The following is an 18,288-nucleotide window of genomic DNA, read 5'->3' as shown; positions in this document are numbered from 1 at the left end:
AAACAAAGAAAAATCACTTGACACGGTTTCGCTATACTGTTGAGCAAGTTATTGAGAAACCGTTTAACTGGAAGCAAATGCTGCGGCTTCTAACTTATTTAAAACCTTATGCGAAAAGTTATTTACCAGCAGCAGTTATCGCAATGCTCGTATCAACTTTCGTGCGTTTGGCTGTGCCGATTTTAGTCGGGAAGGTTGCCATTGATATTGCGATATTAAATAAGGATACGACATTATTGACATGGCTCGTTGTGTTTATCGGCGGATTGTATATGTTAAATTATCTTGCCAATACGTTACGGGTTAAGTGGGTGAACCAGCTTGGACAAAATGTCATTTATGATTTACGTCATCATTTATTTTCCCACGTACAACGTTTATCCCATGGATTTTTCGATAATCGCTCAGCAGGTTCGATTCTGGTTCGAATTTTAAATGATATTAACTCGCTGCAAGAACTATTTACAAACGGAATCATCAATCTATTAATGGATTCCATTACATTAATTGGAATTATGGTGATCCTCATTGTTTTAAGTCCCAAATTAGCGATTGCTGTATTAATTGTTTTACCGATCATGTTTTATATTTCCACCAAGTTAAGAAGAAATATCCGCAGATCGTGGCAAAATGTCCGGATAAATCAGTCGCGGATGAATTCCCATCTTAATGAAGCCATTCAAGGTATGCGTATTACTCAATCATTCTCACAGGAAAAAGAAAATGCTGAGTTTTTTGATGGGGTGAACAAAGGATTCTTTCACAGCTTCAGAGATGCAGCGAAAAAAAGCGCATTTTTCCGTCCGTTTGTCGATATGAGTGATGCTGCCGGAACAATCATTCTTATCGCTTTTGGTTCCTATTTGATTATACTCGGAGAAGATAATGGTGGGATTGCGATCGGTACATTCGTAGCTTTTGCTTATTTTACCGGAATGTTCTGGGAGCCGATTTCTCGGTTAGGTCAAATGTATAATCAGCTGCTGATGGCGATGGCTTCCTCAGAGCGTATATTTGAATTTCTTGATGAACGGCCGAATGTAAAAGAGAAAGAGAATGCGTATATCTTTCAGGATATGAAAGGGCATATTCAATTTGATCATGTACAATTTTCTTATGACGATGAACGGATTGCTCTTCATGAAGTATCACTCGACATCCGAGCAGGCGAAACAATTGCTTTAGTAGGTCATACAGGAAGTGGTAAATCAACAATTGCCAATTTAATTAGTCGCTTTTACGATCCAACAAAAGGTGCAGTTAAGATCGACGGGAAAAATCTTCAAGAAGTCGAACTCGCAAGTATCCGTGAACAGATTAGTGTTGTTTTACAAGATACGTTTATCTTCTCGGGTACCATAATGGAGAATATTCGCTTCGGAAGACCGAACGCAACGGATAAAGAGGTAATAGAAGCAGCAAAAGTTGTCGGGGCAGATGGTTTTATTAAACGACTGTCTAACGGTTATCGAACAGAGGTGGAAGAGCGGGGGAACATACTGTCAGCTGGAGAGCGGCAATTACTTTCCTTTGCAAGAGCATTACTTGCGAACCCGCGGATCATTATTTTAGATGAGGCAACAGCGAGCATCGATACAGAGTCAGAGATGAGAATACAAGAGGCATTAAAGCTGCTTTTAAGAGGAAGAACATCCATTATTATCGCTCATCGACTATCAACGATTCGGGAGGCTGACAAGATATTCGTCCTGGAAAACGGAAAAATCCTTGAAAGCGGCAATCACCAAATGCTTATCTCCAAACGAGGGAAATACTACGAACTAGTCAAATCCCAATTTACCATGCTTGATTCCTTGTAAAGAAACAAAAGAACTCCAGCAGAAAGCATGAGTGTTTATCACGCATTAACGGGTCTGTAATACTCCCCATCTCTAAACATGAGAGAAACCCAATTGATGAAGGTGGGGACTAAACAGTCCGTAACTCCCTGATTCTATTCAACTACCATTCAATAGGGAAGGAGACCCCACTGAATGAAGTTTCACTTTTCAATTTTGTACAATGTTTATGTAGAGGTTATAATAAGTCTACAAAGATGACTAGTTCTGGAGGGATACTGATGGGTAAGGATTATGCGGTGATTGGTTTGGGGAGGTTCGGTGGTAGTATTTGCCGGGAATTGAGCAAGGAAGGGAAGCAAGTTCTCGCAATTGATATTGACGAAGCAAAGGTAAATGAATACAAAAATATCGCATCCCATGCTGTCATCCTTGACTCAACCGATGAAGAATCATTAAAAGAAATTGGAATCAATAATTTTGAACATGTGATCGTAGCGATTGGGGAAAGTCTCCAAGCAAGTATATTAACAACCGTAATCCTAACAGATTTATATGTTGAACGAATAACTGTAAAAGCACAAAATGATTATCATGAAAAAATACTGCGAAAACTTGGCGTGGATCGTGTCATCCATCCAGAGCGAGATATGGGCAGAAGAATTGCCCAAAATATTATTTCAAATAACATTCTCGATTTTCTCGATTTATCCGATAATCATAGCATTGTCGAAGTAAAAACAGGCAGGAAAATGATTGGAGAATCATTAATTGAGCTTGATATTCGAGCAAAGTTCGGTTGTAATGTAGTTGCGGTTAAAAGAGGCGAGGTAATCGATGTCTCACCAAGTCCGGAATATATATTTGAACCTGAGGATATATTGCTTGTCATCGGAAGAGATGATGACATCCACCGATTTGAAAAACATCTTATTATTGATGAACAATAAAATACATTAGCAGGTATTTGCCTGCTAATGTATTTTAATTTATACTTCCATAATGATTGGTAAGACCATCGGGCGGCGTTTTGTGCGCTCGTATAAGAATGGTGCGATGGTGTCGGTAATTTCATTTTTAATTTCCGACCACTGGCTTGTCTTACGTTCCATTACTTTATTTAAATGTGTCGTTACGAGCTCTTGTGCTTCCTTGATAAGGTCTTCTGATTCTCGCATGTAGACGAACCCGCGGGAAATGATATCCGGCCCAGCTGCAAGCTTGAATTGTTTCATATTGATGCTCACAACAACAATCACAAGACCTTCTTCTGAAAGGATACGTCGGTCTCTTAAAACAATATTTCCGATATCGCCAATACCGCTACCGTCAATATAAATCGTACCTGAAGGAATTTTTCCAGCTACTTCTGCAGTATCTTTGCTTAATGCGAGTACATCGCCATTGTCGAGAGTAAAGCAATTGTTTGGCTCGATTTCACAATCAACTGCAAGCTTGATATGTTCCTTTAACATTCGGTATTCACCGTGGATCGGCATAAAGAATTTCGGTTTCATGAGACGAAGCATCAGTTTTTGTTCGTCTTGTGCTCCGTGACCTGACGTGTGCACATTGCTTAATTTACCGTGGATTACGTCAGCACCGGCGCGGTAAAGTTTATTGATGATACGACCAACACTAATTGTATTTCCCGGGATTGGAGATGATGAAAATACAACAGTGTCTCCAGGTATTAATTGAACTTGTTTGTGTGTACCGTTAGCAATTCTTGAAAGAGCCGCCATTGCTTCCCCTTGAGAACCTGTACAAAGGATCGCTACTTCATCGGCAGGAAGGCGATTGATTTGATTACTATCCACAAATGTGTCTTTAGGTGCTTGAATATAGCCGAGTTCCAGCCCGAGGTTAATCGCATTTTCCATACTGCGTCCAAACACAGCCACTTTTCGATTGTGTTTTACAGCTGAATCAATTACTTGGCTCAAGCGATAAATATTAGATGCGAATGTGGCAAAGATTAGTCTGCCATCAACACGGCTGAATATATCATCGATATTTTGACCGACGACTTTCTCAGACAAGGTGAAGCCAGGGACTTCACTGTTTGTACTGTCTGATAATAAGCAAAGTACGCCTTCTTTGCCAATCTCAGCCATTTTTGTTAAATCAGCATGCTCTCCAACTGGGGTGAAATCGAACTTATAGTCCCCAGTATGAACGATATTTCCTGGAGGTGTTTTGACGACAACCCCATAGGAATCCGGAATACTATGAGTTGTCCGGAAAAAACTAACGGAAGTCTTACGGAATTTAATAACATCATCTTCTTTAATTGGAATTAACTTAGCATTTCTTAGTAAACCATGTTCTTCTAGTTTCGATCTGATTAAACCTATTGCAAGTTTTCCAGCATAAATCGGCACATTGATTTCACGTAACAGATAAGGGATCCCTCCGATATGGTCCTCATGCCCGTGCGTGATGAATAATCCTTTAATTTTATCTTGGTTTTGTACTAAATACGTATAATCAGGGATGACATAGTCAATTCCGAGAAGCTCGTCCTCAGGGAATTTAATCCCAGCGTCGATTATAATGATTTCATCTTGAAATTGAACAGCATACGTATTTTTACCAATTTCCCCCAGTCCTCCTAGTGCGAAGACAGCGGTTTGGTCATTTTTCACAAATTTCATACCTAGATATTCTCCACTTTAAAATCATCGGATTGTTTTTCATACTCTAGATGTGCCTCATCTAATTCTTGAATATATTCTACATTGTAATTTCGATCGTCTAATTTTTCTCTTACTTCTCTTACAGAAGCAGCTTCAATATAGAGACTTTGCGTCCGTTCTCGAACTGGAGCTTCATCTGCGAGTTCTTGATATAAAACCTTATATATCATATTATCTCTCCTGACATTTTTAGATATTGATTGCAAATAAAACATGCCGAGCGCACGCTTCGATGGTCATGCGCCTAGCATGTAATCGATGTTATTAAATTCCTGCAAGTTTCCGTAGCATGCATGACTTCCAGTTGATTGGTGAACAGTAATCATTCTATTTATAAGGTGTAGGCACACGTTCTTTTTGACCTATAAAATCTTTCAAACGTTTCTTGAGCTTTTCTCTAAGGCGCTTCAACATGTTTACACACGTCTCCTTTCAGATATTAAGAAAAGCAGCAAAAACATTTTACCGATCCAATCCTCTTATCTACATTATAGTACGAATCAATGAAATTTGAAATGATTAAGGAAAAAAATATTATTTAAAGGTACATATTCCCTTTTTAATAGTGGAAAAAACTACCCTGGAAATAGTGGCGCTGAACGGATACCTTAACTATCTAAAGATGTCATGCTGCTTCCGTTTTGGTAATCCTATTTTTTGTCATTCCTCGGAATTTATACTTTATTTTATGCACGTTTGTCCTGAAAGGTACTTTATTAAAGAGAGAGGGAAGGTGGGGAGACCTTCCGATTATTCAAGGGGCTTTGAATTTTCCGGAATATGGAACGGGTTCTCTTGATTAATACGGTCGTAAAACATGATACCATTCAAATGATCAATTTCATGTTGGAATACGACTGCAAGATACCCTTTCAACCGTAATTTGATTGGATTATTGTCGATATCAAAAGCTTTAACAGTAATTCTTGTATAACGCGGGACATAACCTTCTACTTCCCTGTCCACGGACAAACAACCTTCTCCTGTGGGCAGAAATGTTTTTTCAACAGAGTGAGAAACAATCTTTGGATTGACGAGGGCATGTTCATGAACTTTGCCTTTCTCATCTACATAAAAAACGGTGAACATCTGCTTTTCAATCCCTAGTTGCGGGGCGGCAAGACCTACACCTGCACGCAATCCATATTCTTCAGCAATTTCATCATCTTGACTGTTTTTAAGAAATGTAAGCATATCTTTTAAAAGCTGCTTTTCATCTTCTGTTAATGGCAGTCTTACTTCTTCAGCAACTTTCGTTAACGAAGGGTGGCCTTCACGTACAATATCCTTCATTGTAATCATATCTATTTCTCCTTACTATAGTGAATTAATCAGTTTTCTTACTCCATCTTATCATATCTGAAATGCTCAACTTTCGCATCTAAAAAAATCGCCAATTGCTTTCATTCAGCGTAAGTGTGCACTTTCTACGGGAGGTCCGCAGTCCAGACACCTCTCGCACCTGCTGAGCGGTCGACAAGCCTCCTCACGCTGAGCACTAAGGGGTCTCGCCAAGTCTAACCGGAGTCTCAAGGTGTCTGGACTGCTACCAGGAAAGGCCATGATAATTGTCTATCAGTTCGAACTTAATTTATGATATACTCTAAAAACATACTCATGAATTAGATGTCTAGGAGGTTAAAGGTTATGACTTGGAAGAAAACAGTACTTATGTTTGGATTATTACTCATCGTCTTATCGGCGTGCAGCAGTGAGAGTACAGAGGAGAAAATACATACACATTTAGAGGAAACCGTTGTACTTGAACAAGAATTTGAAGCACAGCAAAGTGAGATTACAGAGCTTGAAAAGCAGGAACAAGAAATTTATGCTCAAGTAATTGATCTGGGAATGGATGATTTTGAAGAAATTACAAAGCTTTCGCAAGATGCTATTGCATTGATAGAGGAGCGCAAAGAAAAGATTGATGTTGAAAGTGAGAGCATACAGGCGGCTAAAGAGGAATTCCAATCAATTGAAGCGCTGCTTGATGACCTTGAAGAAGGAGACGCAAAGACAAAAGGCGAAGAAATGTATCAGACAATGATGGACCGTTATATTACATATGATGATCTGTATGAAGCATACAAGCAATCGCTCGATTTAGAAACTGAATTGTATACTTTGTTGCAAGATGAAGAAGTGGAACAAGAAGTATTGAATGAACAGATTGAAAAAATAAATGCAACATATGAACAAATATTAACTGCGAATGATACGTTTAATGAATTAACGGTCGGATATAATGAATTGAAACAAGCGTTTTATGAAGCGGCTAATATGGAAGTGACATTTGAAGAAGAATAATACATTAAAACCTTATGCAGAATGAATCTGGTGCATAAGGTTTGTTTTTTTGCCCATTTTATCTATATAGATTAAACTATACCTGTATTAGTGATGTTGTTAAAACTGTGGTGGGACAGAACCGTGAAGAAATTTTGTACTATAACATTATTTGGTGGTTAGGCTTACATCATTAAGGGTAAAGTGAAGTTAAAGTGAGTGAAGTTAAAGTGTTTGACCTATTGAGGAATTTAAGCTAAGATTTAATTGTACAGGTTTTGTACTAGTTTTTTTGCGGGAATCTATATAACAGTTTGAGGTGAAGAAGATCCGCCCCGAGTTGTTGGGCATGAATGGAGTGGGAGTGTTTACTCCCAATAATAATATTTTACTAATAAAGGAGAGGTGACTACCTTGAAACATGTATTAAAAGATGTTGAGAGTAAGTTCGAAATGTTCCAGATTCTAAATGAAGATGGAAAAGTTGTTAATGAAAAGGCGATGCCTAAGTTATCTGATGATGAGCTAAAAGAGCTTATGCGTCGGATGGTTTACACAAGAATTCTAGACCAACGTTCAATCGCACTTAACCGTCAAGGACGTTTAGGTTTCTACGCACCGACTGCAGGTCAGGAAGCTTCCCAGCTGGCAAGTCATTTTGCGTTAGAGAAAGAAGATTTCATTTTACCGGGATATCGTGATGTACCACAGCTTATTTGGCACGGTCTGCCACTGTATCAAGCATTCTTATTCTCGAAAGGTCATTTCCACGGAAACCAATATGAAAATGACTTGAAAGCATTAGCTCCGCAAATTATTATCGGTGCACAGTATGTACAAGCAGCTGGCGTAGCACTTGGTATGAAATTACGTGGCGCGAAAAATGTTGCAATCACTTATACAGGTGATGGTGGAACGTCACAAGGTGACTTCTATGAAGGTATTAACATGGCGGGTGCTTATCAAGCTCCAGCAATTTTCGTTGTACAGAACAACCGCTTTGCTATCTCTGTTCCAGTAGAAAAACAAACTGCTGCGAAAACATTAGCACAAAAAGCTGTTGCAGCTGGTATCGAAGGAATTCAAGTAGATGGAATGGACGTGCTTGCAGTTTATGCAGCGACCAAAGATGCGCGCGACCGTGCTGTGAAAGGTGAAGGTCCAACATTGATTGAAACAATGACATACCGTTTCGGTCCACATACGATGTCAGGTGACGATCCAACTCGTTATCGTTCGGAAGACTTAGATAAAGAGTGGGAAAAGAAAGATCCACTTGTACGTTTCCGTAAGTTCCTTGAAGGGAAAAAACTTTGGAGCGAAGAAGATGAAAACAAGGTAATTGAAGAAGCAAGAGAAGATATTAAGGAGGCAATCAAGAAAGCCGACCAATATCCAAAACAAAAAGTAACGGATTTAATTAATAATATGTATGAAGAGCTCCCGCAAAACTTACAGGAGCAGTTAGAATTTTACGAAGAAAAGGAGTCGAAATAAATCATGGCGCAAATGACAATGATTCAAGCAATTACAGACGCAATGCGTAACGAATTGAAGAATGATGAAAACGTACTTGTGTTTGGTGAAGACGTTGGACAAAACGGTGGAGTTTTCCGTGCGACAGAAGGTTTGCAGGCAGAGTTTGGTGAAGAACGTGTATTTGATACTCCGCTTGCTGAGTCAGGGATCGGAGGACTTGCAATCGGACTTGCTACTCAAGGTTTCCGTCCAGTTCCAGAAATTCAGTTTTTCGGCTTCTTATTTGAAGTAATGGACTCTGTTAGTGGACAAATGGCTAGAATGCGTTACCGTTCTGGTGGTACGCATCAAGCACCAATTACGGTTCGTGCACCATTTGGAGGAGGAGTTCATACACCTGAACTTCACGCAGATTCACTGGAAGGGCTTGTTGCACAACAACCTGGTCTTAAAGTTGTAATCCCATCTACTCCATACGAAGCGAAAGGATTACTTATTTCTGCAATCCGTGATAATGATCCGGTAATTTTCCTTGAGCATATGAAGCTTTACCGTTCATTCCGTGAAGAAGTACCGGAAGAAGGATATACAATTCCATTAGGAAAAGCGGCTGTAAAGCGCGAAGGTAAAGATGTTACACTAGTTGCTTATGGTGCAATGGTACACGCAGCACTAAAAGCGGCTGATGAGCTTGCAGAAGATGGTATTGAAGCAGAAGTAATCGACTTACGTACGGTATCACCAATCGATTACGATACAATCCTTGCATCTGTTGAGAAGACGAACCGTGTGGTAGTTATTCAAGAAGCACAGCGTCAAGCTGGAGTTGCAGCAAATGTAGTTGCAGAAATTCAAGAAAGAGCTATTCTGCACTTAGAAGCACCAGTATTACGTCTAACTGCGGCAGATACTGTATACCCGTTCGCAGAAGCAGAAGAAGTTTGGCTTCCAAACCACAAGGATATAATAGAAAAAGTAAACCAAGTAGTAAACTTCTAAAATCAACATAGGAGGTAGAAGAAATGGCATTTGAATTTAAATTTCCGGACATCGGTGAAGGAATCGCGGAAGGCGAAATCGTAAAATGGTTCGTAAATGAAGGCGATGAAGTCAGTGAAGATGATGTCCTTTGTGAAGTACAAAATGATAAAGCAGTTGTAGAAATCCCAGCACCAGTAGATGGTACAGTTAAGAAAATCTACGTTCAAGAAGGTGACGTTGCGACAGTAGGAGATACTTTCGTTTCGTTTGATGCTGAGGGTTACGAGTCAGACGACAGTGCGGAAGAAGCACCGGCACAAACAGAAGAACCAAAAGAAGAAGCAAAAGCAGAAGCTGCAAAGCCAGCACAAACAGAAAGTGCGGACACGGACAGTGATGCAGTAGTGATTGCAATGCCTTCTGTAAGAAAATACGCACGTGAACAAGGCGTTAATATTAGAGAAGTATCTGGAACAGGTAAAAACGGCCGAATTTTAACAGAAGATATCGATGCGTTCGTAAGCGGAGATGCACAGCCAGCTGAAACTGTTGCAGCGGATACTTCAGAAGATACAGCGAAAGCTTCAAGCACACAGCAAGTCGCCATCCCAGAAGGTGACTTCCCGGAAACTCGCGAGAAAATGTCGGGTATCCGTAAAGCTATTGCAAATGCAATGGTTAATTCGAAAACAAAAGCTCCTCACGTTACATTAATGGACGAAATCGATGTGACAGAGCTTGTTGCACACCGTAAGAAATTTAAGGAAGTTGCAGCTGAGCAGGATGTTAAATTGACATTCCTCCCATATGTTGTAAAAGCTTTAATTTCTGCATCGAAGAAATATCCAATTATCAATGCTAATATTGATGATGCAACAGATGAAATTGTACAGAAACACTATTACAATATCGGTATTGCTGCAGATACAGATAAAGGCCTGCTCGTACCGGTTGTTAAGAACGCAGATAGAAAATCCATCTTTGAAATTTCAGCAGAAATCAACTCCTTGGCAGAGAAAGCCAGAGATGGTAAACTGAAACCTGAAGAGATGAGAGGAGCTTCTAACACCATTACCAATATTGGTTCTGCAGGTGGACAATGGTTCACTCCAGTTCTGAATTATCCTGAAGCAGTTATTTTAGGAATTGGTAGAATTGCTGAGAAGCCAATCGTACGTAACGGAGAAGTTGTTGTAGCTCCAGTACTTGCTTTATCTCTAAGCTTTGATCATCGTATCGTTGATGGTGCAACTGCACAACTTGCACTGAACCAGATTAAACGTGTACTAAATGATCCACAATTAATCATGATGGAGGCGTAAGAAGATGGTAGTAGGAGATTTTCCAGTAGAAGTAGACACACTTGTCGTTGGCGCTGGACCTGGGGGATATGTTGCTGCAATCCGTGCCGCTCAACTTGGACAAAAGGTAACGATTGTCGAAAAAGGAGCGTTAGGCGGAGTTTGCTTGAACGTTGGATGTATTCCATCGAAAGCACTCATTACTGCAGGACAGAAAGCAGCTGAAGCACAAGGTATCGAAGATCTTGGTATTAAAGCGGAAAAAGTTACGGTTGACTTTTCTAAAGTGCAAGAATGGAAAGGCTCTGTCGTAAACAAACTTACGAGCGGTGTTGAAGGATTGCTTAAAGGGAATAAAGTAGACATCGTAAGTGGAGAAGCATACTTTGTAGATAAAAATACTGCAAAAATCATGGATGAAAAGAATTCACAAACCTACAAATTCACCAACTGTATCATTGCAACGGGATCTTCGCCTATCGAAATTCCGAGCTTCAAATTCTCTGATCGTGTACTTGATTCTACAGGTGCATTGAACTTAAAAGAAATTCCTAAGAAGCTTGTTGTAATCGGTGGAGGTTATGTTGGAACAGAGCTAGGAACTGTCTTTGCCAACTTCGGTACAGAAGTTACTTTCCTTGAAGGTGCAAAAGATATCCTTGGCGGGTTTGAAAAACAAATGACACAGGTTGTGAAAAAACGTCTTAAGAAAAAAGGTGTCACCATTGTTACAGAAGCGATGGCTAAAGGCGTTGAAGAAACAAAAGACGGCGTGAAAGTCAGTTATGAAGCAAAAGGTAAAGAAGAAACCCTTGAAGCGGACTACGTACTTGTTACAGTCGGCCGTAAGCCTAACACGGAAGAAATCGGCTTAGAGCAAGTTGGTATCGAACTTGACGAAAAAGGTCGCGTTAAAACAGATAAGCAGTGCCGTACATCCGTAGATAACATTTATGCGATTGGCGACATCACTGCAGGTCCTCCACTAGCCCATAAAGCTTCCTATGAAGGGAAAATTGCGGCAGAAGTAATCAGTGGCGAGAAGTCCGAGGTTGACTATATTGGTGTTCCTGCAGTAGCATTCACGGAACCAGAATTAGCAACTGTTGGATTATCTGAACAGGAAGCGAAAGATAAAGGCTTTGATGTTAAAGTCGGCAAATTCCCATTCGCAGCGAATGGACGTGCATTGGCCCTAAACGAAACAGACGGTTTCTTGAAGCTGATCACTCGTAAAGAAGACGGTCTTGTTCTCGGTGGTCAAATTGCTGGACCGAACGCAAGTGATATGATTTCCGAAATCGGTCTTGCAGTTGAATCTGGCATGACAGCGGAAGATATCGCATTAACCATCCATGCGCACCCGACGCTAGGTGAGATTACGATGGAAGCTGCAGAAGTAGGACTAGGAAAACCAGTTCATATGCTATAAAAAACAAATAAAAAATGGCGGCTATTGATTTAGCCGTCATTTTTTATTTGTCTAAAAGCTAGCTTTTCATTGTCATCTATTCTAATCATTACTATAATATATACCAAATAGAAACATCAGGAGGATACAAAACATGAAGCGAATTGTTTTTCTGCTCATTTTTGCGCTGGCTTTATCTGCCTGCTCTGGAAATGAGGCAGAAGATCCGGATGATTCGATGAATGAAGACATGAATCAACAAACAGAAGAAGTAGAGCGTGAAGACGAAAGAAAGGAGGAAGACGAGCCTGCTGAAGATGAGGAAACCGAGGTAGAAGCGGATGCAGAAGCGGTAAATGATCCAGCGTACTATATTGCGGAAGATGCAAGTGTTGCACCATTAGAGGAAGGTACAGAAGAAAATGTCGTACTTTTAACGATTGACGATGCACCAGCAGAATATACTTTGGAAATGGCGGAAACGTTACAACGATTAGACGCAGGCGCTATTTTCTTTGTAAATGGGCACTTTCTTGATACACCAGAAGAGGAAGAAGCTTTAAAACAACTACATGAAATGGGCTTTCTGATTGGGAACCATACATATAATCACCCTTTAATACCAGATATACCTGAAGAAGAACAACGAGAAGAAATTGTAAGCTTAAGTGATCGAGTAGAAGAAATTATTGGTGAAAGACCAAAATTCTTCCGGGCACCTAATGGAATGAATACAGATTATTCCGAGCAAGTGGCCTTCGATGAAGGGATGGTATTAATGAATTGGACATATGGTTATGATTATTTCGAACCGTATATGGATGCAGATAAGTTAGCGGAAGCAATGATTACAGGTGAAGGTTCCGAAGTGGATGTTGATTACTCCTTACTGAAACCCGGAGCAAATTTATTAATGCATGACAGGGAATGGACGAACGCTGCCTTAGAAAGAATTGTAAATGGTTTAAGAGACAACGGTTATGATATTGTCGATCCGACTCTTATTCAAACATTAGATAAAGCGAATTAAATAAAATAGAAAGCATGCTCCAGTGATAAATCTAGGGGGGAACCGTATAAATGAACTTTAAAACAAAGGTAACAGAGTTGCTGAATATCAAATATCCGATCATTCAGGGAGGACTCGCTTACTTAGCTTATTCTGAACTAGCCGCAGCGGTTTCGAATGCGGGTGGCCTTGGGCAAATTACTGCGATGACATTACCGTCACCGGAAGCATTACGTGAGGAAATACAAAAGGTGAAATCATTAACAGGTAAACCGTTTGGAGTGAACTATGCAATCGGACAACATGGTCGGCCATATGAACACATGGTGCAGGTAGCGATTGATGAAGAAGTTCCGGTTATATCTGTTACAGGAGGTAATCCTAAAGGAGTCCTTGACATGGTAAAAGGGCATCCTATTAAAAAATTAGTTCTTGTCGCTGCTAGGAGGCAGGCAAAGAAAGCGGAAGAACTCGGTGCTGATGCTGTGATGGTCGTCGGACAAGAGGGTGGAGGACATTTAGGTCGTTCCGATGTCGGTACATTCATTCTTACCCCGCAAGTAGTCGATCATGTTTCAATTCCGGTTATCGCCTCTGGCGGAATTGCAGATGGTCGTGGCTTTATGGCGGCGCTCAGTCTCGGAGCGGAGGGGATTGAAATGGGCACCCGCTTTATTGCTACAAGGGAATGTCTCGCCCACACCAATTATAAACAGGCAATTGTGGATGCGGAAGAAGAGGGGACGACAGTTATTAAACGTTCGATCGGCGCCCCCGCTCGAGTGCTGAAAGGTCCATTCGCCGAGAAAATCCTTGAAATTGAAAAGCAGCAGCTTGGCTATGAGTCACTAAAGGATTATATAAGTGGGAAGGTTAATTATCGCTATATCCAGGAAGGGAACGACACGGAAGGCTTTGGGTGGGCTGGACAATCCGCGGCAAGAATTCATGATATCCCAACTGTAGAAAACGTAGTTCAGTCTCTTATTAGTGAAGCAACAGAAATACGAAATCAATGGGCAAAGTGAGGGAAGTAGATGAATTATTCCTATCCGATCGATGAAACTTGGTCACAACAGGAAATTGTTGATGTCGTAAATTTTTTCACCTTAATTGAACGGGCGTATGAGAAAAATGTGCGAAGAGATGATATTCTTGCTGTGTATCGACGTTTTAAACAAATTGTTCCATCTAAATCAGAAGAGAAGCAATTATTTGCTGCGTTTACAAAAGCATCAGGCTATGCGCCTTATCCTGTAGTCAAACAAGCAAGGAATACAGAAGAGAAAAATATTAGAATGTAAAAAGACAGCTGGGACATTTAAAATCGTCCCAGCTGTTTTAGCGTTCTTTTAATGCCAATTGATAGAAAGGAATAAGATCATCGTAAGTCGCGATGACTATATCAAGTAATTGCTCCCCGTCTTGAACTTGTTCATCATTCATATCCAGATTTCTTCCGATTAAAAATTCCGCTTTTTTCACATCACGGAAACGTTCCAGATGTGATTCTTCCAATTCTTTGAGTGGTAAAGAATTTTTCTTCATATGGTCCATTGAAACAACAAAATCATTCGGCAGTTCCTTCAGTGAAGCGAAATTATCGATAAAGCCCTGAGCGATTTTTTGTTTGTTCGGTAATTCATAAACATGTGCCAGCCAGATAAATAAACGATCATCAAACAAGCCTACTTGAAAATGTGGATGCTTCTTATAACCTCGTTTATTATCACAAATTGCCAGCCAAGTATCTATTGGAGGATTCACCGTCCTTCTTGCATGTTTTGCGATATGTAAATACATTTCATTCCCGAGCTTCATGGATAGATTATCTTTTAAAATTTCCCCAAGTTCACGGAATTTCGGTTGAATGCGAGTTTGGATTGCTTCCATTCGAGCTTCCAATCCATCGATATGAAATGTGTCAAAATCAGTTTGTTTAAAACCATTAAAATCCATTTTTGTCATCCTTTCTAATCAATGATAACTTGTCCCTTGCACCTCGCAAATATTAGCAAATCATCCTTAACAAAAGCCTGCAGTTGTTGAAATATGTACCTAAACATGCCCGATTCTGGAATTTCTATTCTTATAAAAATCACACAGAACCCTTCATCCTAATTACCTTCCCATTCACTTCAGGACCAATTTCATTCATACCAATTTTGCGATAAAATTTAATCGCAAAAATGTTGGTCGGTGATACCCTTAGATGAAATTCTTTAATATTATTGGCTTTAAAAAACTGTCTTGCATAGTCGTGTAATTCTTGACCTATGCTCTTGCCTCGTTCCACTGAAGTTAAGTAATACAAGTGAACGTAACCTATATCTTTACCTTCGTATTGCCTAACTGATAATTCAAGTTGCCCCACATAATTGTTGTTTTTCTTAACCAAAACAAAACCTTTTGGGTAATCGGCTATTTTTTCTTTTAACCAATGTAGGTAATCTTCTTCATCAAAATCAAATCCATCTCCAAAACTTACTTCAAATGAATCTCTTCGGAATTTAGTTACTATTTCACGATGTTTTTCTGAATCCAGGTCAATATTTACAAACTGAAGCATGTTTCCCACCCCATTAAAATTCACGTTTTAATCTTCAACAAAATGGCCCGTTTGTGGAATATCAAGAACCATCATTTTTTATATAATAATTTTGCCTATTCCAGTTCCACATTGCTGTCACTATAAAGCCTTCATCTTCTTTTTCATCATCATCATTTTCATCATTAACTTTTATCAAATCGCCATCTTCAGCGCTGTCCAAATTTAATTCTTTATGAATTACCTTTAATAAACCACCGTAAGAAATCAATCTTTTACGATACAAACCTTCCTCCAAATCCTTAACAATTTGTAAATTCCGCTCTTCATCATCTGTTAAATAATCATCAGATTTAACCGAGTATTTCGCAGTTTCATTAACCGCTTTTTCAATCGCTTGCTTGTCCTGTTCAGAGGAAACCCTAGATTTAATTGCAGTGACAAAAACATTCGGATCATAGTCCAACTTCATAGCCCTTTTCCAAAACGCCTGCCAATCTTCATGGGTAATATAATTATCTTTACCCCTGAAATAACTGCTTTCAAAGCACATCATGGCATGAATATGCTGGTTATAGGAGTTGTCCGTTTTATTCACCGTCACCTCAGTGGTCCTCATAAAACCAATTAAATTTTTATCGATTTTTTTATATCTAACCATTCTACCAAAGCCCTTGGCCATATCAGCAAGACTCTTATTCAATTCTTCACCGTCATAAACATATTCCATTAAATAAAAAGCTTTTCAAACTGAACTGATTATCACCTTCATACAGCGTGAGTGTGCTGAACTCCGAAACTTTCTACTGGAGGTCCGCGATCCAGACACCTCTCGCACCTGCTGAGCGGCTGGTGAGCCTCCTCGCAGGCAAGCCTGCTGCGAGGTCTCACCAAGCCTATCCTCCCGCAGGAGTCTCCAGGTGTCTGGACTGCTACCAGGAAAGGCCAAATATGGATCACTGTTCGTAACGGAACAATTTCTATTCAGAGAATCATCTAACCAGTTCAGTTTCCCGGGGGACGGTGACTCCTACGGGAAAAGCACGAGTCCAGAGCAGCGCAGGAAGCGGTTTTCTTCCGAGGAGGCTGAGGCCGTGCCCATGGAAAGCATCCGTTCCCCGGGAAACTGAATGGCGATTAGAACGCCAGTCTAGAGAATGAGCAAATCACTTACATTGTATGAAAGTAATCGTAATTAATGATTTGCCGACCTTACAAATTAATATAAAGGGATAGCTAACTGTTTCAGATTGTGAAAGCCAAGTGATAATAATTATTATTAAGTAAGGGATCTGATTTGTCAATAAATCAAACTTTATAAAGAAAATTCCATTGTATCTAAAGAGGACAAGCCCATTAGACTGCAGGTTTTTCACTGAATGAATGTTTAAATTAGAAAGGATATGGGAAAACCTATTTTAAGAAGCTAGTTCTAAATATTGGCGAACTTCCTTTAGAAATCTTCATAAACTAAATTAAAAGAGCCATCGTAATCACTTAGAGAGGTGTGATTAAAATTGAAATATCTAATGCAAGCAATTGAAAAGCAAGAGGCGAAACTTAAACTCCCGGTAATTCGAATGGAAATAGATTATGAATTAATGAATCTTTACGAAGCTATGGAGGCCGGGGATAAAACGGAAATGATTAAAGTCAAAGAGCGTCTAAGTACGCTGCGTCATCAGTTGATTGAAATTACTGAAGATGAAAATGAGTAAATGGAAGGACTTCGTATTTAAGTGGTTACTACTTCGGTGGCCAAATGAATACGAGGTCCTTTTATTATGACTTACAGAGTTCGTTTGATACAATAAAGGCGGACTAAAGAGAATTGGGGGAATTGACTGATGGATAAAATGGAACGTAATCAAGTTTATCTGAATGCCGAAGCTTGGGTATTGGAAGCCGGTGAGCAGATACGAAATAAAATAAATGAACCGAGAATTATTGAAACGAAATCAAACCCGAATGATCTTGTGACTGAAATGGATAAACAGACGGAGAAGTTCCTCGTTGAAAAAATTAAAGAAACCTACCCTGAGCATTATATTATTGGGGAAGAAGGCTATGGAGACGAGCTTACCTCTTTGCAAGGTACCGTCTGGATTATCGATCCAATCGATGGAACGATGAATTTTGTACACCAGCGGAAGAATTTTGCGATTTCAGTTGCAGTATTTCATGATGAAATTGGCGAAATTGGACTGGTTTATGATGTAATGGCTGATGAACTGTACCATGCGAAGCGTTCTGAAGGTGCGTATAAGAATGAAGAATTGCTGCCAGAACTTAGAAGAGACTTGAAGCTGGAAGAATCAATCGTTGACATGAACCATTATTTTCTCTGTCCGAACAGGGTTGTTGACGAGAAAATTATGCACCAAATGATTCGAACAGTCAGGGGCAGCCGTTCATACGGATCCGCCGCGCTTGAGTTTGCCTATGTTGCTGAGGGAATAATTGATGGATATTTATCCATGCGGCTTGCTCCGTGGGATATAGCGGCTGGAATTGTGCTCGTTAATGAGGTTGGTGGGGTTTCGACAACGTTAGATGGAGTGTCATTAAATATGCTCACCAACAACTCCATATTAACTTGCAATCCGAAGATTCAAGAACAATTACTTGCGTTTATTAAAAATGGCCGGAAGAGGCTGGGACATAACTAGCCAAAAATAATAAAAAAAGAATCCAAGTCATTAAAATGCGGCTTGGATTCATTTTTGATAGAAATTTATCATCGTTATTTATTTTTTTGGAGTTTTTGGCGGTGAA

General features: G+C 39.8%; 18 protein-coding genes. 12 read left to right on the top strand and 6 right to left on the bottom strand.

All coding sequences use genetic code 11. The features are described 5' to 3' along the window. Positions 1–77: 77 nt before the first annotated feature. Positions 78–1,820: an ABC transporter ATP-binding protein gene (locus LZD48_RS16745; RefSeq protein ID WP_235763894.1), complete on the top strand. Its 1,743-nt coding sequence runs from the start codon at positions 78–80 to the stop codon at positions 1,818–1,820. Between the two features lie 260 nt (positions 1,821–2,080). Further along, positions 2,081–2,749: a potassium channel family protein gene (locus LZD48_RS16740; RefSeq protein ID WP_235763849.1), complete on the top strand. Its 669-nt coding sequence runs from the start codon at positions 2,081–2,083 to the stop codon at positions 2,747–2,749. 39 nt (positions 2,750–2,788) lie between these two features. Here LZD48_RS16740 and rnjA read toward each other — a convergent pair whose 3' ends face one another. The 3 genes from rnjA to def all read right to left on the bottom strand — a co-directional run bounded on the left by rnjA (position 2,789) and on the right by def (position 5,800). Continuing rightward, positions 2,789–4,456 (bottom strand): ribonuclease J1, encoded by a 1,668-nt coding sequence (gene rnjA, locus LZD48_RS16735; RefSeq protein WP_235763848.1) that lies wholly within the window; start codon positions 4,454–4,456, stop codon positions 2,789–2,791. Between the two features lie 2 nt (positions 4,457–4,458). Beyond that, positions 4,459–4,668: a DNA-dependent RNA polymerase subunit epsilon gene (locus tag LZD48_RS16730; RefSeq protein WP_235763847.1), complete on the bottom strand. Its 210-nt coding sequence runs from the start codon at positions 4,666–4,668 to the stop codon at positions 4,459–4,461. A 580-nt stretch (positions 4,669–5,248) separates the two neighbouring features. Continuing rightward, positions 5,249–5,800 carry a peptide deformylase gene (gene def / locus LZD48_RS16725; protein ID WP_235763846.1) on the bottom strand — a complete coding sequence of 184 codons (552 nt, stop codon included), beginning with the start codon at positions 5,798–5,800 and terminating at the stop codon, positions 5,249–5,251. Positions 5,801–6,145: 345 nt separating this feature from the next. Between def and LZD48_RS16720 the strand changes: the two genes are divergently transcribed. The 8 genes from LZD48_RS16720 to LZD48_RS16685 all read left to right on the top strand — a co-directional run bounded on the left by LZD48_RS16720 (position 6,146) and on the right by LZD48_RS16685 (position 14,269). Further along, entirely contained in the window at positions 6,146–6,805 is a 660-nt protein-coding gene (locus LZD48_RS16720) for a YkyA family protein (RefSeq protein WP_235763845.1), read from the top strand. Positions 6,806–7,237: 432 nt separating this feature from the next. Then, complete coding sequence (gene pdhA / locus LZD48_RS16715) at positions 7,238–8,281, top strand: pyruvate dehydrogenase (acetyl-transferring) E1 component subunit alpha (RefSeq protein WP_235763893.1); 1,044 nt, start codon at positions 7,238–7,240, stop codon at positions 8,279–8,281. Between the two features lie 3 nt (positions 8,282–8,284). Beyond that, positions 8,285–9,262, top strand: a complete 978-nt coding sequence (locus tag LZD48_RS16710) for an alpha-ketoacid dehydrogenase subunit beta (protein WP_235763844.1) — start codon at positions 8,285–8,287, stop codon at positions 9,260–9,262. 23 nt (positions 9,263–9,285) lie between these two features. Next, positions 9,286–10,566 carry a dihydrolipoamide acetyltransferase family protein gene (locus tag LZD48_RS16705; RefSeq protein WP_235763843.1) on the top strand — a complete coding sequence of 427 codons (1,281 nt, stop codon included), beginning with the start codon at positions 9,286–9,288 and terminating at the stop codon, positions 10,564–10,566. A 4-nt stretch (positions 10,567–10,570) separates the two neighbouring features. Continuing rightward, positions 10,571–11,977: a dihydrolipoyl dehydrogenase gene (lpdA, locus tag LZD48_RS16700; protein ID WP_235763842.1), complete on the top strand. Its 1,407-nt coding sequence runs from the start codon at positions 10,571–10,573 to the stop codon at positions 11,975–11,977. 133 nt (positions 11,978–12,110) lie between these two features. Continuing rightward, positions 12,111–12,986: a polysaccharide deacetylase family protein gene (locus LZD48_RS16695; RefSeq protein ID WP_235763841.1), complete on the top strand. Its 876-nt coding sequence runs from the start codon at positions 12,111–12,113 to the stop codon at positions 12,984–12,986. 50 nt (positions 12,987–13,036) lie between these two features. Further along, positions 13,037–13,993, top strand: a complete 957-nt coding sequence (locus tag LZD48_RS16690; protein ID WP_235763840.1) for an NAD(P)H-dependent flavin oxidoreductase — start codon at positions 13,037–13,039, stop codon at positions 13,991–13,993. A 9-nt stretch (positions 13,994–14,002) separates the two neighbouring features. Next, entirely contained in the window at positions 14,003–14,269 is a 267-nt protein-coding gene (locus LZD48_RS16685; RefSeq protein ID WP_235763839.1) for a UPF0223 family protein, read from the top strand. Positions 14,270–14,306: 37 nt separating this feature from the next. On the opposite strand, the gene LZD48_RS16680 is transcribed toward LZD48_RS16685, so the two are convergent. From LZD48_RS16680 to LZD48_RS16670, 3 genes are all read right to left on the bottom strand, one after another. Continuing rightward, positions 14,307–14,924 carry a YktB family protein gene (locus LZD48_RS16680; protein WP_235763838.1) on the bottom strand — a complete coding sequence of 206 codons (618 nt, stop codon included), beginning with the start codon at positions 14,922–14,924 and terminating at the stop codon, positions 14,307–14,309. Between the two features lie 139 nt (positions 14,925–15,063). Further along, positions 15,064–15,534, bottom strand: coding sequence for a GNAT family N-acetyltransferase (locus LZD48_RS16675; protein WP_235763837.1), 471 nt, complete (start codon positions 15,532–15,534; stop codon positions 15,064–15,066). A gap of 61 nt (positions 15,535–15,595) precedes the next feature. Continuing rightward, positions 15,596–16,243: a protein rep gene (locus LZD48_RS16670; RefSeq protein WP_235763836.1), complete on the bottom strand. Its 648-nt coding sequence runs from the start codon at positions 16,241–16,243 to the stop codon at positions 15,596–15,598. A gap of 787 nt (positions 16,244–17,030) precedes the next feature. Between LZD48_RS16670 and LZD48_RS16665 the strand changes: the two genes are divergently transcribed. Beyond that, positions 17,031–17,231 (top strand): YkzI domain-containing protein, encoded by a 201-nt coding sequence (locus tag LZD48_RS16665; protein ID WP_235763835.1) that lies wholly within the window; start codon positions 17,031–17,033, stop codon positions 17,229–17,231. Between the two features lie 129 nt (positions 17,232–17,360). After that, complete coding sequence (locus tag LZD48_RS16660; protein ID WP_310739854.1) at positions 17,361–18,182, top strand: inositol monophosphatase family protein; 822 nt, start codon at positions 17,361–17,363, stop codon at positions 18,180–18,182. Positions 18,183–18,288 lie beyond the last annotated feature (106 nt).

The sequence above is a fragment of the Oceanobacillus alkalisoli genome, from assembly GCF_021556485.1.
Taxonomy (GTDB): domain Bacteria; phylum Bacillota; class Bacilli; order Bacillales; family Amphibacillaceae; genus Oceanobacillus; species Oceanobacillus alkalisoli.
The sequence above is the reverse complement of the archived record's forward strand: the minus strand, read 5'-3'. Positions and strand labels throughout refer to the sequence as shown.

Bases quoted from the DNA above. Each gene is read 5' to 3' on its own strand.
- LZD48_RS16745 (WP_235763894.1), top strand. From the start codon at position 78: ATGCTGCGGCTTCTAACTTATTTAAAACCTTATGCGAAAAGTTATTTA.
- LZD48_RS16740 (WP_235763849.1), top strand. From the start codon at position 2,081: ATGGGTAAGGATTATGCGGTGATTGGTTTGGGGAGGTTCGGTGGTAGT.
- rnjA (WP_235763848.1), bottom strand. From the start codon at position 4,456: ATGAAATTTGTGAAAAATGACCAAACCGCTGTCTTCGCACTAGGAGGA.
- LZD48_RS16730 (WP_235763847.1), bottom strand. From the start codon at position 4,668: ATGATATATAAGGTTTTATATCAAGAACTCGCAGATGAAGCTCCAGTT.
- def (WP_235763846.1), bottom strand. From the start codon at position 5,800: ATGATTACAATGAAGGATATTGTACGTGAAGGCCACCCTTCGTTAACG.
- LZD48_RS16720 (WP_235763845.1), top strand. From the start codon at position 6,146: ATGACTTGGAAGAAAACAGTACTTATGTTTGGATTATTACTCATCGTC.
- pdhA (WP_235763893.1), top strand. From the start codon at position 7,238: ATGTTCCAGATTCTAAATGAAGATGGAAAAGTTGTTAATGAAAAGGCG.
- LZD48_RS16710 (WP_235763844.1), top strand. From the start codon at position 8,285: ATGGCGCAAATGACAATGATTCAAGCAATTACAGACGCAATGCGTAAC.
- LZD48_RS16705 (WP_235763843.1), top strand. From the start codon at position 9,286: ATGGCATTTGAATTTAAATTTCCGGACATCGGTGAAGGAATCGCGGAA.
- lpdA (WP_235763842.1), top strand. From the start codon at position 10,571: ATGGTAGTAGGAGATTTTCCAGTAGAAGTAGACACACTTGTCGTTGGC.
- LZD48_RS16695 (WP_235763841.1), top strand. From the start codon at position 12,111: ATGAAGCGAATTGTTTTTCTGCTCATTTTTGCGCTGGCTTTATCTGCC.
- LZD48_RS16690 (WP_235763840.1), top strand. From the start codon at position 13,037: ATGAACTTTAAAACAAAGGTAACAGAGTTGCTGAATATCAAATATCCG.
- LZD48_RS16685 (WP_235763839.1), top strand. From the start codon at position 14,003: ATGAATTATTCCTATCCGATCGATGAAACTTGGTCACAACAGGAAATT.
- LZD48_RS16680 (WP_235763838.1), bottom strand. From the start codon at position 14,924: ATGGATTTTAATGGTTTTAAACAAACTGATTTTGACACATTTCATATC.
- LZD48_RS16675 (WP_235763837.1), bottom strand. From the start codon at position 15,534: ATGCTTCAGTTTGTAAATATTGACCTGGATTCAGAAAAACATCGTGAA.
- LZD48_RS16670 (WP_235763836.1), bottom strand. From the start codon at position 16,243: ATGGAATATGTTTATGACGGTGAAGAATTGAATAAGAGTCTTGCTGAT.
- LZD48_RS16660 (WP_310739854.1), top strand. From the start codon at position 17,361: ATGGATAAAATGGAACGTAATCAAGTTTATCTGAATGCCGAAGCTTGG.